We start from the raw sequence: 16811 nt of genomic DNA, 5'->3' as shown, positions 1-16811 counted from the left end.
AACCGGCTGTGCGGGGCGGAGAGTACCGCCGCCATCCCCCCGAACGATGGACGACACGCCCGCGCTCCCGCTCCGCCAGCGGATCTCCGAACTCGCCCGCCTCTTCTTTACGCTCGGCGTCGTCGGCTTCGGCGGGCCGGCGGCGCACATCGCGATGATGGAGGAGGAGGTCGTCCGCAAGCGGCAGTGGATGACGCCGCAGGGGTTCTTGGATCTGGTGGGTGCGACGAACCTCATCCCCGGCCCCAACTCGACGGAGATGACGATGCACGTCGGCTTCGCGCGAGCGGGCTGGCTCGGCCTGTTCGTGGCCGGCGCGTCGTTCATCGTCCCCGCCGCCGGGCTGACGCTCGGGCTGGCGTGGCTCTACGTCCAGAGCGCCGAGGTGCCCGATGTGGCGCCGTGGCTGGCGGGCATCCCCGCCGCCGTGCTGGCGGTGATCGCGGGCGCGCTGTGGCGGCTGGGCAAAAAGGCGATCCCGTCCGTCTCGCTCGCGCTCGTGGCCGCGTTCGTCGTCGGCCTTCTGCTGCTCGGCGTCCGCGAGATCCCCGCGCTGCTGATCGGCGCGGCGGTCGGCGGGCTGGTGTTGTACGGCGTACGCCAGCAGAAAGCACCGACCGGGATGCCAAGCGTCGGCGTCCCGCTCGTGGTGCTGGCGGCGCAGGGGGCGGCGGCCGTGGCGCCGTCGCTGGGGACGCTGGGGCTGTTCTTCCTCAAAGTGGGCTCCGTCCTTTACGGCAGCGGCTATGTGCTCGTCGCCTACCTCGAGGCGGACGTGGTCGGTCGGTTCGGGTGGCTGACCCAGACGCAACTCCTCGACGCGATCGCGCTCGGCCAACTCACGCCGGGGCCCGTCCTGACCACCTCAACGGCGGTCGGCTATCTCGTGCAGGGTCTTCCCGGTGCGCTTGTCGCGACCGTCGCCATCTTCCTGCCGTCGTTCGTGTTTACCGGGTTGCTCCACCCGCTCGTCCCCAAGCTCCGGAGCCACCCGCTCACGGCCGCCTTGCTCGACGCCGTCAACGCCGCCTCTGTCGCGCTGATGGCCGTCGTGACAGTGCGGCTGGCGGTCGGTGCCATCGACACGCCCGGCGCGATCTTGATCTCCGTCGCGGCAGCGGGCCTCGTCTTCTGGCGTGGCGTCAACGTCGTCGCGCTCGTCGTCGGGGCCGCCGCCGCTGGCGGGCTGCTCCACCTCGTGGGCGTCGCCGTCTAGCGTTCCACGTGAAACCGATTCTGCCTTTTTCGGCGCTGAGGCGCTGCGTTGCCCGTGTTTGAGAAGCTCCGCGTCATCCCCCGGTGGACGGTCTCGCACCCTGTGTTGGTGCTGGCTGTGGCGCTCGTGCTGGCGGCGCTCGGGATGTGGAAGGCGACCGACCTGCGCGTCGACGCGGACATCATCACGCTGCTCCCGCCCGAGTACACGAGCGTCCAGGCGATCCAGCGGCTGCAGCAAACGGTCGGTGCCGAGACGACGGTCGACGTGGCGATCTACAGTCCGTCGTTCGCTCGGAATGTCGCCTTCGCCGAGGCCTTCGTGCCGGCCGTGATGGCGATGGAGCGGCCCGACGGGGAAGGCGACTACTTCACCCGGAGCGAATTCCGCCGCGACATCCGGTTCATCTCGGAGAACGCGCTCTACTTCGCGACCTACGACGAGCTCGACCGACTCGAACGGTTTCTGAGAGACCAGGCGCTCCAGGTCCGTTCCGCGACCGACCCGCTCCGGATGGACCTGTTCAGCGTGGCCTCCGACAGCGCGCGGATGGCCCGCCAGCAGGAAGGCGACCGATTGCGTGCTGACCTCGCCCAGCTCGCGCTGACGGAGTACTCGGTCAGCCCCGACTCGACAACGTTGGTCGTCAAGTTCTACCCGACCGGCTCGCAGACCGACATCGCATTCGTCGAGCAGCTCTACGCCGACCTCGACGCGACGATTGCCGAGGTGGACCCGACCCGCTTCCACCCCGAGATGAAGGTGACGGCGGCGGGCCGGCTGCTGCGCCAGACCATCGAAGTCCAGTCGATCACGAACGACGTCCGCAACTCGTTTGGCGCGGGTGTGCTGTCGGTGATCCTGGCGGTCGTGCTGTACTTCTTGTACAAGTCGATCCAGGCGCGGACGGGCGGGCGGTTCGTGTGGCGCGTCGTCGGCGCGGAGCTGCTACGGACGCCGGTGACAGCCATCCTGCTGACGCTGCCGCTCTTGGTCAGCCTGTCGTGGGCGGGCGGCGTCGCGGCCATCACGTTCGGCACGCTCAACCTGATGACGTCGACGCTGGGGCTCGTGCTGTTCGGGCTTGGGATCGACTACGGCATCCACTTTTACGCGCGCTACGCCGAGGAGCGCGGGCTGGGGCGGGGCGTCGCCGAGGCGGTCGAGGAGACGTTTGTGAGCACCGGCCAGGGCATCGCGGTCTCGGCGATGACGACCGCGAGCGCCCTCTTCGTGCTTCAGCTGGCCGACTTCCGAGGGTTCAGCGAGTTCGGCCTGATCGGCGGGCTCGGCATCCTGTTCGCCGTCGTGTCGATGCTGACCGTGCTGCCGGCGCTGCTCAGCATCGCCGAGCGCACGGGCGCGCTCAACCTGCGCTTGAGGGGCGAAGCCTCCGCCGTCGAGATCGACAACCGCTTCCCGTTCTCGCGGACGATCGTCGTCATCTGCCTCGCGCTCACCGTCGCGTGCGTCGTCGCCATCCCGAGCGTTCAGTTCGAGTACAACTTCTCGAACCTCGAGCCGGAGTACGACGAGTACTACCGCCGCGCGCAAGCGCTGGAGCCCGTCTTCGGCCAGAGCGAGCGCCGCAACCCGGCCTACATCCTGCTCGACTCGCCCGAAGACGTCCGCTCGGTGACCGACGCGCTCAAGGCGCTGGCGGAAGAGGACTCGCTGATCCTGGCGGTCGAGAGCCTGCAGGAACGCTTCCCCACCGACGACGTCTCGGCCGACGAGAAGCTGGCGCGGCTGGCGGAGATCCGCGAGGTGCTGTCCGACCCCTTCCTGCTGGCCGACACGACCGGCCAAATCCGGCGCCTGCTGACGGCGGCCTCCGCCACCGAACGCGTCCCTCTCGACAGCGTCCCGCCGTTTCTGACGCGCCCGTTCACGACAAAGACCGGCGATGTGGGGGACTTCGTGATCGTCTTCCCGCGCGGCAACATGGCCGATGGCCGCCGGTCGATCCGCTTTGCCGAACTCATCGGCCGGGTGACGACGACCGAGGGCGACGCGTACTACGCGGCGTCGACGCAGCTCGTCGCCGCCGACATGCTGCGGTTGATGCAGGAAGAGAGCCCACTGATGGTGGCCGTCACCTTCGTGCTCGTCTTCGTCCTCGTGCTGGTCTCGTTCCGCTCGCCGAGGTGGGCCGTCGTCGCCGTCGTCCCCCTCCTCATCGGTCTGTCGTGGATGCTGGGCGTGATGGTGCTCTTCGGGGTCCAGCTCACGTTCTACAATCTGGTCGTGCTGCCGACCGTGCTCGGCATCGGCAACGACGGCGGCGTCCACCTCACGCACCGATACCGCGAGGAGGGGAAGGGGTCCATCCGCCGCGTCCTGCGGTCGACCGGCGAGCACGTGACCATGGGCGCGCTCACCAACCTGATCGGGTTCGGCGGCTTGCTGCTGTCGTCGCACCCCGGGCTCCGGTCGATCGGCGTGCTCGCCGTCGTCGGGATCGGGGGGACGCTGGCGGCGACCCTCGTCTTCTACCCGGCGCTCCTCCAAGTCATTGAAGACAACCGCTGGCTCGACCCGCGCCGTCCCAAGCGCCGCCGTCGCTACGACCTCGGCGACCCCGAGGCGATTCGCCATCCGACCTTCCGGCTCCACGCGCCCGGCGCGGAGCCGACGGCCCCTGACGGGTAGTCGCTACCCCAAAACAAGGTGTCGTTCTCGGTCACAGGCCGGCTCGAGGGACATCGTTTTGAGCCAGTAGTCAGTCTCAAGCGCTTGAAAATAAAACAGAAGACTTTGACGGTAACCGGCCGATTAGACGGCGATTTTGCCCGATTTGGCTGAATCGGCGGCTCCGCGGTAGTACGTGACCATCCGGCCCAGCACCTCGCCCCAGTCGTAGCCGGTCGCCGCCTCGCGCGCATTCGCGCCGAGGCGGCGACGGAGATCGGGGTCGAGCGCGAGGCGCCGCGTAGCGGCGACAAAGGCGGCGCGATCGCGGGGCGGGCAGAGCAGGCCCGTCGTCTCGTGGTCGACCAGGCTCGCGCTGCCGGCCGCGTCGGCGGCGACGACCGCCAGCCCCGACGCTTGCGCTTCCAGTGTGACATTGCCGAACGTCTCAGTCTCACTCGGGAAGAGGAAGATGTCGGACGAGGCGTACGCCGTCGTCAAGTCGTCGCCGGACTGGTGGCCGAGCAGGGCCGCGTCGGGGAGCTCGGCCGCCAGCGCCTCGCGCTCGGGCCCGTCACCCACGACGACGGCCTTGACCGGCACGCCCTCTGCCGCGAGCGTTCGGACGACATGCGCGAACACGTCGATGCCCTTCTCCTTGACGAGCCGGCTCACGAACGACACGATCACGTCGTCGTCGCTCGCGCCGACGGACCGGCGCCACGCGTCCGAGCGGGCGTCGGGGCGGAAGCGGTCGAGTTCGATGCCGCGCGGCCACAGGCGGACCGTCGAGGTGATGCCGTGCGCGACGAGCGCGTCGCGCATCGTCGGCGTCGGGGCGTAGACCTCGTCGCACCGGTTGTAGAAGCGGCGGAGCGTCGCCCACAGCGCCGCCTCCGCCAGCCCGAGGCGGTAGAAGTCGAGGTACGACGCGAAGTGCGTGTGGTACGTCGAGACGACGGGGATGCCCAGGCCTCGCGCCCAACTCAGCGCGCGGTGCCCGAGTACGTCGGGCGTGGCGATGTGGACGATGTGAGGCGCAAAGCGCTCGACCTCGCGACGCGTGCTCGTAGGGAAACGAGTGCTGACACGGTACTCAGGACGCCCAGGGGCCGCTATCGACGGGACGGCGACAAACTGGCCGGGCTGGTCGAGCGGCTCGTCGATCGTCGGGCCGAGCACCATCACCTGGTGGCCCTGGCCTTCGAGGTAGCCCACGAGCCGGCCCAGCGTCCGCGAGACGCCGTCCTCGATGTGGTTGTAGTTGCCCGTGAACAGGGCGATCCGGAGGGGAGACACGGGCAGAGGGGGGCGGAGTCTGCCGGAGAGTACCCCGAGGCGGACGGGAGAGGGGGGGAGAGGACCGGGGACCACGGACCGGGGACCGCGTGGGGCGTTGTGCCGGAGACGAGAGGTCGTCCGTTGTCTGTGGTCCGTCGTCTCCCCCTTACGCGGCCTCCATCCCCAACGCGTCGCGCAGGAAGGGGGCGGTGTGGCTGGCCTCGACGGTCGCCACGTGCTCGGGCGTGCCCTCGGCGACCACGAACCCGCCGCGGCGGCCGCCCTCGGGGCCGATGTCGATGAGCCAGTCGGCCGCTTTGATGACGTCGAGGTTGTGCTCGATGAGGATCACCGAGTGGCCGGCCTCGACGAGCGCGTTGAAGGCCCCGAGCAGCTTGTGGATGTCGTCGAAGTGGAGCCCGGTCGTGGGCTCGTCGAAGAGGTACAGCGTGTGGCCGGCGTGCGACTTGCTGAGGTGCGCCGCCAGCTTGACGCGCTGGGCCTCGCCGCCGGAGAGCGTGTTCGACGGCTGGCCGAGCGTGAGATAGCCGAGGCCGACGTCCTGGAGCGTCTTGAGCTTTTTCTCGATCCGCCGCTGGCCCGCGAAGAAGGCGACCGCCTCGTCGACGGTGAGGTCGAGCATGTCGGCCACGTTCTTGCCCTTGAACCGGATCTCGAGCACGTCCTGCTTGAACCGCGCGCCGTGGCAGGCCTCGCACTCGAGGTAGAGGTCGGCCAGGAACTGCATCTCGACCTGGACGACGCCCTCGCCCTGGCACGTCTCGCAGCGCCCGCCGGGCACGTTGAACGAGAACGTCCCCGAGCGGTAGCCGCGGATCTTGGCCTGGTGCGTGCTCGCGAGCAGCTCACGGATGGCGTCGAACGCCTTGATGTAGGTGACGGGGTTCGAGCGGGGCGACTTGCCGATCGGCGACTGGTCGACCATCTCGACCGACTCGACCAGGTCGGCGCCCTCGATCGTGTCGTGCGTGCCGATTTTGCCCTCGAAGTCGCGGCCCTTGAGGCGCTGGAGGCCGGCGTACAGCGTCGAGTGGACAAGCGTGGACTTGCCCGAGCCGGAGACGCCGGTGACGACGGTGATGCCGTCGAGGGGGAAGGCCACGTCGAGCCGCTTGAGGTTGTGCTGGCGGGCGCCACGGACCGTGATCACGCGCTCGGGATCGACCGGGCGGCGCGTCTCGGGGACCGGGATCGACTTGCGGCCGGAGAGATACGCGCCCGTCAGGCTGGTTTTGCTTTTTAGCGCTTCGGCGAACGTGCCCTGGAACATCAGCTCTCCGCCAAGCGCGCCCGAGCCGGGCCCGATGTCGACGATCTGGTCGGCGCGGCGCATCATCTGCTCGTCGTGCTCGACGACGAGAACCGTGTTGCCGATGTCGCGCAGGCCTTCGAGGATGGCGATCAGGCGATCGTTATCGCGCGGGTGCAGGCCGATCGTGGGCTCGTCGAGCACGTAGAGGCTGCCGACGAGGGACGAGCCGAGGGAGGTCGCGAGGTTGATGCGCTGGGTCTCGCCGCCCGACAACGTCATCGCGAGCCGGTCGAGCGTGAGGTAGTCGAGGCCGACCTCGACGAGGTAGCCGAGCCGCTTGCGGACCTCGTCCAGGAGGCGCCCGGCGACCTCGCGGTCGTGGTCGCTGAGGTCGACGGCGTCGAAGAAGGCGCGGGCGTCGGCGGTGGTGAGCTCGGCGAGCTCGGCGATGTGGAACCAGGTCGGCTCGTCGCCCTCAGTCCCGAGCGCGGGGCCGCGGAGCTTGACGTGCAAGGCCTGGGGGCGGAGCCGGTAGCCGTCGCAGGCGGGGCAGCGCGTGTAGCCGCGGAAGCGGGCGCTGTAGATGCGGTAGTGCATCTTGTACTGCTTCTTGGCCAGGAACCGGAAGAAGCCGTCGACGCCGACGTAGTCGCCGACGCCCTTCCACACCACGTCCTTGGTGGCCTGGGGGAGAAGCGTGTACGGCGTGTCGAGGTCGATACCGTGGGCCCCGGCCACACGCAGGAGCGCGCGCTGGTGCTTCGACCACTGCTCCGAGCGGAACGGCGCGAGCGCACCCTGGCGGAGCGACAGCTCGGGGTTGGGGATGACGAGGTCGGGGTCGACGCCGGGGACGCGGCCGAAGCCCTGGCAGGCGGGGCAGGCGCCGAGCGGGGAGTTGAACGAGAACAGCTGGGCCGACGGCTCCTCGAACGTCATGCCGTCGCGCTCGAAGAGCGCCGAGAAGTCGAGCCGCTCAAACGGGCCCTCCCGGGGGGCCGTGATGACGACGGCGCGCTCGCCGCCCTCGCGGAACGCCTGCTCGACGGAGTCGGCGATGCGGCTCGTGGTCGCCGGCTTGTCGTCGGTCGCCAGCCGGTCGACGAGCACGAGCAGGCGGCCGACGGGCGTCTTGACGTCGGCGGGCGGGGTCTCGTTGAGGTCGATCACCTCGGGCGCGGCGCCCTTCTCGGCCTGCTTGTCAGTCGGCAGGGCGACGAGCCGAAAAAAGCCGCGCGCCAGCAGGGCCTCGAGTTCCTCGGCCTTCTTGGCCCCCTTGTGGGACGGGAAGGGGAAGCAGAGGTAAAACCGCGTTTTCGAGGGCAGAGTGGCCTGCACGGCGTCCGCCGTAGAGCGCGGGCTGTCGCGCGTGACGACCTCGCCGGAGACCGGTGAGACCGTCGTGCCGACGCGCGCGAAGAGCAGGCGGAGGTAGTCGTAGACCTCGGTCTGGGTGGCGACCGTCGAGCGGGGGTTCTTGGTGCCCGTCTGCTGCTCGATGGCGATCGCCGGCGCGAGCCCGGTGATCAGGTCGACGTCCGGCTTGTCCATCCGGTCCAAGAACTGGCGGGCGTACGCGCTCAGCGACTCGACGTAGCGGCGCTGGCCCTCGGCGTAGATGGTGTCGAAGACGAGCGACGACTTGCCCGACCCGGAGGGCCCGGTGACGACGACGAGCTGGCGCTTGGGGATCGTCAGGTCGATGCCCTTGAGGTTGTGCTGGCGGGCGCCCTTGACGACGAGGTCGCGGCCGACGAAGCGGTCCTTCGTGGCGGGCGCGGCGGCCTTTTGGCGCCGGGCCTTTGGAGAGGTCGCCTTGGCGGAGGCCTTTTTGGCCGGGGTCGATTTCGTCTTCGGAGACGCCTTCGGGGTCGTCGTCTTCGCCATCGTCGGGGGTGGGGTCGGGGCTGGCGGCGCGGTCCGCGAGCGAGCGGGGCGAACGCGGGGCGGGTGGCGAAGATGCCCAGCCGCTGTGAAACCGTGGTGTCAGCGGGAGGGCCTGGGGAGTGGCGGAGACGGAATCGAGGCGCGACATCGACGCGCGGGGGGCTAGGACTGCGGCTCCAGGTGCTAGGAACGCCTCCCGAGGTGTTTGGAATGCCTCCGCAGGTCCGAGGAGCGAGGCTCCAGGTCCAAGGACTGAGGCTCCAGGTCCAGGAATCGCGCGTCCAGGTCTGGGGGGTGCGCGTGGGGCTGGCGGTCGCGGCGGTCGGTCTGTGCCTCGCCGCCGGACGACGACCGCTGATCGACGGACAACCGCGTCCGATTGCTGGACAACGAGGCCCGATCGCTGGACAACGGCGTCTCGCGGGGGGACACGGGCCGCTGACCGTCGGACAATGGCGTCTGATCGGTGGACACCGGGCGCGTGGTTCGAGGGGCAGGGTGAGTACGGAGTGGGCACGGAATGGACGACACGTGGCGTCAGACAATTCCTCATAGACGGGTGGGGGGGCTCGTAGATGGAACAGGTGGGGAGCCCATGAGAAAGACGGTACCCAGGCCCCCCCTCTGGAGGCCGGCTTCATGTCTCCCTACTCCTCTGACTATGCCTCTCGCTTCACTCTTCCGCACCCTGCGTGCGCTCGCGCTCGGCGCCACCGTCCTCGGGGCCGGTGCGGCGTCGGCCGCCACCATCACTGTCAACACGCTCGACGACGAGCGCAACGCCGACGGCGACTGCTCGCTGCGTGAGGCCGTCGAGGCGGCCGACACCGACGCAGCCGTCGACGCGTGCACGGCCGGCTCCGGCAGCGACACGATCGTCTTCGACCCCGTGCTGGCGCTCGGGACGATTGTGCTGGGCCAGGAGGCCATCACGGTCGACGAGGACCTGACGATCGATGGCGACGACGGGGTCGGCCGGATCACGCTGAGCGGCAGCGACCTCTACCGCGTGTTCATCGTGGACAGCGCGAGCCTGACGCTGACGAACCTCAACCTGACGAACGGCCGGGCGCCGTCGGGCGGCGCGGTCCTCGTGCGCGAGGGCGGCTCGCTGACGACCGACATGGTGACGTTCGCCGACAACGAGGCGACGGGCAACGACGCCACGCAGGGCGGCGGCGCGGTGTACCTCCAGGGGGGCTCGGCGACGTTCCGCGACACCGACTTTAGCGACAACGTGGCCTCGGGCACGTCCGGCTCGGGCGGCGCCTTCGCCATGATCGGGGCCGGCAACACGGCCTCGGCGGTCCGCACGACGTTCTCCGGCAACACGGCCAACCGGGCCGGCGGCGCCATCGAGAACCGCGACGGCACGCTCGACCTCATCCGGGCCGACTTCGACGGCAACGACGCGGGCGCGAACCCGGGCAATGGCGGGGCGATCCACCTCTCGGCGGCCGGGGCGATGACGGCCGACCGCGGCACGGTCTCGAACAACACGGCCGTCGAGGGCGGCGGGTTCTGGAACAGCGGCTCGACGATGCGGATCGAGGGGACCGTCTTTACCAACAACACCGCGACGGGCGACGCCGCCGACAACGGCGGCGGGGCGCTCTACAACGAGGGCGGCCAGCTGACCGTCGTCGACGTGACGGCGACCGACAACGAGGCGACGGGCACGTCCGGCTCGGGCGGCGCGATCCTGAACAACGGCGGGCGGCTCGTCGTGATGTCGAGCACGATCTCGGACAACACGGCGAACCGGGCCGGCGGCGGGATCGAGGACGCCGGCGGCACGGCGGTCCTGATCATGGCCGAGATGACGGGCAACGACGCGGGCACGGCGCCGGGCAACGGCGGCGCGGTCCACACGGGCGGCGGCGTGGTCGTCGTCGCTGGCGGCACGTTCGCGAACAACACGGCCGTCGAGGGCGGCGGGCTGTGGACGAGTGGCAGCCTGATCGTGACCTCCGACGAGGCCAACATCCCCGACGGCATGACGCCGCCGATGACCATGCCGACCATCACCGAGGCCCGCATCACGGGCAACACGGCGACCGGCGACGACGCCGACCAGGGCGGCGGCGGCCTCTACGCGACGGCGGCGGGCTCGATCCTGATGTTCGACGGGCGCGTCTCCAACAACGTCGCCAGCGGGGCCTCGGGCTCGGGCGGCGGCCTCTTCTCGGCCGGCGCGCTGACGCTGAACGGGACGCTGGTCTCGAACAACACGGCCAACCGTGCCGGGGGCGGCATCGAGGACGCGGGCGGGACGGTCGTGCTGACGGACGTGCGCCTGACGCGCAACACGATCGACGTGGCGGCGCCGGGCAACGGCGGCGGCCTGCACAGCGGCGGCGGCGACGTGACGATCACGCGCAGCACCGTCAATGAGAACACGGCCGTCGAGGGCGGCGGGCTGTGGAGCAACGGCACGCTGACGATCAACGGCGGGGCCGACGGCGACGACCCGGAGGACGACGACGCCGAGGACGGCGACCGGACGGCCTTCACGACGATCGTTGACAACACCGCGACCGGCGGCGACGCTGGGACGGGCGGCGGCGGGATCTACGTCGAGACCGGCGGCGACGCGAGCGTCCGCTACGCGCGGATCGCGCGGAACGCGGCGACCGGCGCGTCGGGCTCGGGCGGCGGCCTCCTCGTCGCCGACGGCGCCGTGGCCTCGCTGGCGTTCAGCGAGATCACTGAGAACACGGCCAACCGCGCTGGCGCGGGGATCGAGCTGTTCGACGACGTGCTGACGACCGACGCCGACGACGTGGCCACAGTGACGCTCCGCCAGGTGACCGTCGCCGACAACGCCATCGACACGGCGGCGCCGGGCAACGGCGGCGGCCTGCACGCCGGCGGCGGCTCGGTGGTCCGCGTGGAGCAGAGCACGTTCTCGGGCAACACGGCGACCGAGGGCGGCGGGCTCTGGATCAACGTGAGCGCGCGCCTGACGCTCGACAACTCGACCGTCTCGGGCAACACGTCCGACGAGGACGGCGGCGGCGTCTACGACCACAACGGCGGCAGCCTCGCGCTCTCGAGCGTGACGGTCGTGAACAACACGGCCGGCGGCGACGGCGGCGGGCTGCTCTCGGCGAGCACCGCCAAGTTCACGCTCGACAACGTGCTCCTCGGCGACAACACGGCGGGCGGCACCGGCGCGGACTGCGACGGCACGTTCGTCTCGACCGGCAACAACTTGATCGAGTCGCTCAACGACTGCACCGTCACCGGCGAGACCGCGAGCAACATCTCGGGCGTCAACCCGGGCGTGGCGGCGCTGGCCGACAACGGCGGGTTCACGCAGACGCACGCGCTGCTGCCGTCGAGCGCGGCGCTCAACGCGGGCGACTCGGCCTTCGAGGTCGACCAGCGGAACCGCCAGCGCCGGTTCTCGGCCGACGACATCGGTGCGTTCGAGGCCGGCGCCTCGCCGGTCGCCATCGGCGACGGCCCTGAGGCCGGCGCGTTCGCGCTGGCGGCCCCGGCGCCGAACCCGACGACGAGCCGGACCACGCTGTCGTTCTCCGTCGCTACGGCGGAGCGCGTCGAGGTGGCCGTGTTCAACGTGCTCGGCCAGCGCGTGCTGACCGTCTTCGACGGCCTCGCCGCCGCGTCGGACGTGCAGACCGTTCCGGTCGACGTGTCGGGCCTGGCGTCGGGCGTCTACGTGGTGCGGCTGGCGGGCGCGCAGGGCGTCGCCACGCGCCAGCTCACGGTCGTGCGCTAGCGCATCCCCAGGGCTTGTTCGCGCCCCCGCTGGCTCTGGCCGGCGGGGGCGCTTTTTTGGGGCTCGGCGAGGGGCGGGGTCGGGCATAGGTCCTTAAAAGGATTGCGTTTAAGTTGCGTATCGGCCGCCCTGTGCAGCCGTTCCATTCCCTACGTCTCCTCCCCTCGGACCGATGCCCCTCGCCCCTCTGTCTCGCGTCCTCGCGCTCGGCGCGGCCCTCCTCTGCGCCGACGCCGTGGCGGCGGCCACCATCACCGTCGACACGCTCGACGACGAGCTCAACGCCGACGGGGATTGCTCGCTGCGCGAGGCCGTCGAGGCGGCCGACACCGACGTGGCCGTCGACGGGTGTGTGGCGGGGGAGAACGGGACCGACGAGATCGTGTTCGACGCGTCGCTGGCGAACGGCGAGATCGTGCTGGCGACCGAGCTCGTGGTCAACCGGCGGATGACAATCGGGGGCGGGGCCGACGGCGTCGTGGTCGCCGGGGCCGGTGAGGACCGGCTGTTCACGGTCGACGGTGGGACGCTGACGCTTCTCGGGCTGACGCTCCGGGAGGGCAAGACCAGTTCGGGCGGGGCCGTCTTCGTTCGCGACGGCGGCGCGCTGGTCGCCGAGGGCGGGGCGTTCGTCGACAACGTGGCGGCGAACAGCCAGGCGGCGGGGGGCGGCGGGGCCGTCTTCGTCCTCAGCGGCTCGGCGACATTCCGGGACACCGCGTTCCGGGGCAACGGGGCGACGCGGGGCTACGCGCGCGGCGGGGCGATCCGGCTCGAGCCCGGCAGCGAGGCGACCTGCATCCGCTGCACGTTCGTCCGGAACCGGTCGAACGGTGGCGGGGCCATCTACAACGGCGGTGGGGCCCTCGTCCTCGTCCGCACTGACTTCGACGAGAACGAGGGGGACGGCCGGGACGCCAGCGGCGGTGCGGTCGCCGTGGGCGGAGGCGGCACGGCGACCGTCGACCGGGGGACGTTCACGGCCAACACGGGGACTACAGGCGGCGCGGTCTGGGTCGGCGGTGGGAGCACGCTTGACGTGGACGGGGCGGTGTTCGACGCGAACAGCTCCTCGCGGGAGGGCGGCGCGGTCTACGTCGAGGCGGGCGCCGAGGCGACGCTCGTCGGCGTGACGGCGACCGGCAACGTGGCAATCCGGGAGGGCGGGGCGATGTATAGCCTGGGCCGGCTGGCCGTGGTGAGCGGGCAGATCAGCGGAAACCAAGCGTCGTCGGGCGGCGGCGTGGGGACATTCCTCGACGCGACGACGGTCCTCGTCGAGACGACGATCACCGGGAACACGGCGACGAACGTGGGCGGCGGGCTGTGGGACAGCCGCGGCCGCGCCGTCGTCATCGGCGGGCTCGTCGCGGACAACACGGCGGGCAGCGGCGGCGGGCTGGCGTTCGGAGGCGCATTCGTCGTCTCGGGCAGCCGGGGCGACATCCCCGACGACCTCGCGCCGGGCGTCCCACTCCCAGAAGCCACCGAGCCCCGCATCCAGAACAACGTGGCAACGGCGACCGACATGCCGGACGCCGGTGGGGGCGGCCTGAGCATCGGGGCGGTGGCTGAGGGCACGATCTCGGACGCCCGCATCTCGGGGAACACCGCATCGACGGCGGGAGGCGGGCTCCGCTCGTTCGGGCGGCTGACCGTGTTCCGCGGCCAAATCTCGGGGAACACCGCGGGGACGCTCGGCGGCGGGGTCTACGTCGACGAGCGGCGGACCGATCTCGTCGACGTCCGGGTCTCGGGCAACGACGCGGGCACGGCGCCGGGGCTCGGCGGCGGCGTCCATGCGGCGGCCGGGACCGTACTTATCGTGCGCGGCGGCACCATCAACTCGAACGCGGCCGTCGAGGGCGGCGGCATCTGGACGGCCGGGGCGCTGTCGATGAACGCGGGCGCGAGCGGCGACCGCGACACCGACGCGGCGGCCACCGAGGGCGACCGCTCGGCGTTCACGACGATCACCGGCAACCGGGCCTCGGGCGCGACGGCCGGCGACGGCGGCGGCGGGATCTACGTCGAGGCCGGCGGCTCGGCGGACCTCCGCTACGCGACCATCTCCAGCAACACGGCGGTCGGCGTACAGGGCTCGGGCGGCGGGCTCTTGGTGGCCGACGGCGGCACGGCGGCGCTCGCGTTCTCCGAGATCACCGGCAACACGGCCAACCGCGCGGGCGGCGGGGTCGAACTGTTCGACGACGCCGGCACGGTGGCGGCCACGACGCTGACGCTGCGCGCGGTCGAAGTGAGCACCAACACGATCTCCGTCGCGGCACCGGGGAACGGCGGCGGCGTCCACATCGGCGGGGCGGGCTCGGCGGACCTCTCGCAGAGCCTGGTGGCCGGCAACCGGGCGGCCGAGGGCGGCGGCCTGTGGCTGGCGGCCGGGGCGTCCCTCGCGATGGGCAACGCGACGGTCTCGAACAACACGGCCGTCGGCGACGGCGGCGGCGTCTACGACGACGGCGGCGCGACGATCGCACTCGAGAGCGTGACGGTCGCGGGCAACGCGGCCGGGCTGTCGGGCGGCGGCCTGCGGGCAGCGGGGGCGGGCGTCTCGATCCGCAACACGATCGTCGGCACCAACACCGCGGCGACGGGCGCCGACTGCGCGGGCTCGGTCGCCTCGGGCGGCTTCAACCTGGTGGCCACCACGGCGGGCTGCACGCTCTCGGGCGACACGGCGACGAACGTGACCGACGTGGACCCGAACATCCGGGGCCTCCAGCCGAACGGCGGCTTTACGCGGACGCACGCGCCGCGCCCCGCGAGCCCGGCCGTCGACGCCGGCGACTCGGCGTTCGCGGTCGACCAGCGCGGCCTGCCCCGCCAGGACCCGGACGACATCGGGGCGCTCGACGTGGCGGCGACGGTGGTCGCGCTCGGCGAGGACCCGGTCGCGGGCGCCTTCGGGCTGGCGACGCCCGCGCCGAACCCCGCGAGCGGCCGCGCGACGGTCGCGTTCTCGGTCGCCGCGCCGGGCCGGGTGGAGCTGGCGCTGTTCGACGCGCTCGGCCGCCGCGTCCAGACCGTGTTCGACGGCGAGGTGGTTCCAGGCGGCGTGGAGTCCGCCCCGATCGATGTGTCGGGGCTGGCGGCGGGCGTCTACATCGTGCGCTTGTCGGGCGCGGCCGGCGTGGCCACGCGGACGCTGACGGTCGTGCGCTAGCAGGCTCTTGTGGTGGCGCGAGCGCCCCCGTCGGCTCCGGCTGGCGGGGGCGCTCGCTTCATGACAGCGTTCTCTGGACGGGGAGGAGCCCGCGGAGCCGGGGGTGCGCGAGGTGTCGTTCGACGCGGGCGAGTGGGCGCCCGGGGTGTACCTCGTCCGCGCAGCGGGGGCCGGGCAGGCGGTCCGTACGTTCACGGTCCACCGCTAGCCGCATGGCCCGCACACTTCTCCTCACGCTCGTTCTCGCCGCCACCACCACGGCCCAGCCCGCCCCGCTCGTCTGGGAGCGGGGCGGCGAGATCGAGGACCTCAGTTGGGCCGGGTTCGACGGGGACACGCTCGTGGCAGTGCGTCACATCGGGACGCCCCTGACTCTCGTGCTCCCGCCGGGGGCCACGTCGTTTACCCCGGTGTTCCACCCGAACCTGGGGGCACAGGGGCTGACCCGGATCGGGGGCGACACGCTGGCCTATCGGAGCTTGAGAAACGTCTTCCGGACGACCGACGGGGGCGCCTCGTGGGACCGGGTCGTCGACGGCGACGCGTACTCCGACCCCGTCGTGCTCGCCTCGGGCGTGCTCCTCGTCGGCACGCCCGGCAACCAGGGCGGGCCCGGGACCCTCGGGCTCCGCTCGACCGACCGCGGGGCGACGTGGGCCTTCGTCGGGCTCGGCGGCGGAGCCGACGGGATCGCGACCTCGGCGTTCGTCGAGGTCCCGCCCTCGCCGGCCGCCCCGGCCGGGGCCATCGTGGCCGCCGGGTTCAACGGCGTCGCGTACTCGACCGACGACGGCCGGACGTGGGCGCCGACCGCGCTCTACGGGCCGCTCGCCTACGCCGCCGACACGGCGGCACTCGTGGCCGGGACGGACCGAGTCGTGGCGGTGGTGGGGGCGAACCTCGGCCCGCTCCTGGTCTACGCCTCCGACGACGGCGGGGCCACGTGGGCGTCGCTCGGGCCGCCGCCGCCGGGGACCTCGGGGATCTCGTCGCGGCTGCTGCCGGCGCCGGACGGGGCGCTCTACCTCTACGAGACGTACGGCGACGACGACGGCCGGGACGGCCGTCCGGTGTGGCGGTCGGTGGACGGCGGCGCGACGTGGGCGGACGTGGGCCGGGTGTGGACGGAGTGGTCGGCGGTGCCGAAGTCGATGGCGGTGGGCCCGGACGGCCGGCTGTGGGCGGCGGCGGGGGGCCGGCTGTCGCCGGGCGTGCCGGGCCGGGTCGGCGGGGTGTTCCGGACGGTGGCGCCGGTGTGGGCGGTGTCGGAGGAGTCAGCGCCAGCCCGGCAAGCGCTGTCGGTGGCCGTCTTCCCGAACCCGAGCGTCGACCGTGCGACGGTCGAGGTGTCGCACGCGGCGCGGATCGTGGTCGTGGACGCGCTCGGCCGGGAGGTGGCCGCGTGGGACGGCGCGCGGCGCGTCGAGGTCGACACGTCGGGGTGGGCGCCGGGGGCGTACGTGGTCCGCGTGGTGTCCGCCAGCGGGGCGCGGGCGACGGCGGGGCTGGCGGTGGCGCGGTAGCCCGCGCACACACTCCGACCGAACCTCCCCTCCCGGACGGGAGGGGCCGGAGGAGGGCGATCGGCTTGCGGCCG

Annotated in this window: 7 protein-coding genes; 5 read left to right on the top strand and 2 right to left on the bottom strand. The window is 71.8% G+C overall.

From position 1 onward, the window contains the following. Window positions 1–46: 46 nt before the first annotated feature. Both chrA and ACLIRP_RS15750 read left to right on the top strand, forming a co-directional pair. Window positions 47–1216 carry a chromate efflux transporter gene (gene chrA / locus ACLIRP_RS15755; RefSeq protein WP_412061422.1) on the top strand — a complete coding sequence of 390 codons (1170 nt, stop codon included), beginning with the start codon at window positions 47–49 and terminating at the stop codon, window positions 1214–1216. A gap of 54 nt (window positions 1217–1270) precedes the next feature. Continuing rightward, window positions 1271–3868 (top strand): efflux RND transporter permease subunit, encoded by a 2598-nt coding sequence (locus tag ACLIRP_RS15750; protein WP_412061421.1) that lies wholly within the window; start codon window positions 1271–1273, stop codon window positions 3866–3868. 123 nt (window positions 3869–3991) lie between these two features. Here the strand turns inward: ACLIRP_RS15750 and ACLIRP_RS15745 are convergent, their stop codons facing one another. Together ACLIRP_RS15745 and uvrA are read right to left on the bottom strand one after the other, a co-directional pair. Beyond that, entirely contained in the window at window positions 3992–5146 is a 1155-nt protein-coding gene (locus ACLIRP_RS15745) for a glycosyltransferase family 4 protein (RefSeq protein WP_412061420.1), read from the bottom strand. Window positions 5147–5294: 148 nt separating this feature from the next. Beyond that, window positions 5295–8288 carry an excinuclease ABC subunit UvrA gene (uvrA, locus tag ACLIRP_RS15740; RefSeq protein ID WP_412061419.1) on the bottom strand — a complete coding sequence of 998 codons (2994 nt, stop codon included), beginning with the start codon at window positions 8286–8288 and terminating at the stop codon, window positions 5295–5297. 661 nt (window positions 8289–8949) lie between these two features. Here uvrA and ACLIRP_RS15735 point away from each other — a divergent pair. The 3 genes from ACLIRP_RS15735 to ACLIRP_RS15725 all read left to right on the top strand — a co-directional run bounded on the left by ACLIRP_RS15735 (window position 8950) and on the right by ACLIRP_RS15725 (window position 16737). Beyond that, complete coding sequence (locus ACLIRP_RS15735) at window positions 8950–12033, top strand: beta strand repeat-containing protein (protein ID WP_412061418.1); 3084 nt, start codon at window positions 8950–8952, stop codon at window positions 12031–12033. 172 nt (window positions 12034–12205) lie between these two features. Next, complete coding sequence (locus ACLIRP_RS15730) at window positions 12206–15214, top strand: choice-of-anchor Q domain-containing protein (protein WP_412061417.1); 3009 nt, start codon at window positions 12206–12208, stop codon at window positions 15212–15214. Between the two features lie 212 nt (window positions 15215–15426). Next, entirely contained in the window at window positions 15427–16737 is a 1311-nt protein-coding gene (locus ACLIRP_RS15725; protein WP_412061416.1) for a T9SS type A sorting domain-containing protein, read from the top strand. Window positions 16738–16811 lie beyond the last annotated feature (74 nt).

The organism is Rubrivirga halophila (assembly GCF_046845755.1).
Taxonomy (GTDB): Bacteria; Bacteroidota; Rhodothermia; order Rhodothermales; family Rubricoccaceae; genus Rubrivirga.
The sequence above is the reverse complement of the archived record's forward strand: the minus strand, read 5'-3'. Positions and strand labels throughout refer to the sequence as shown.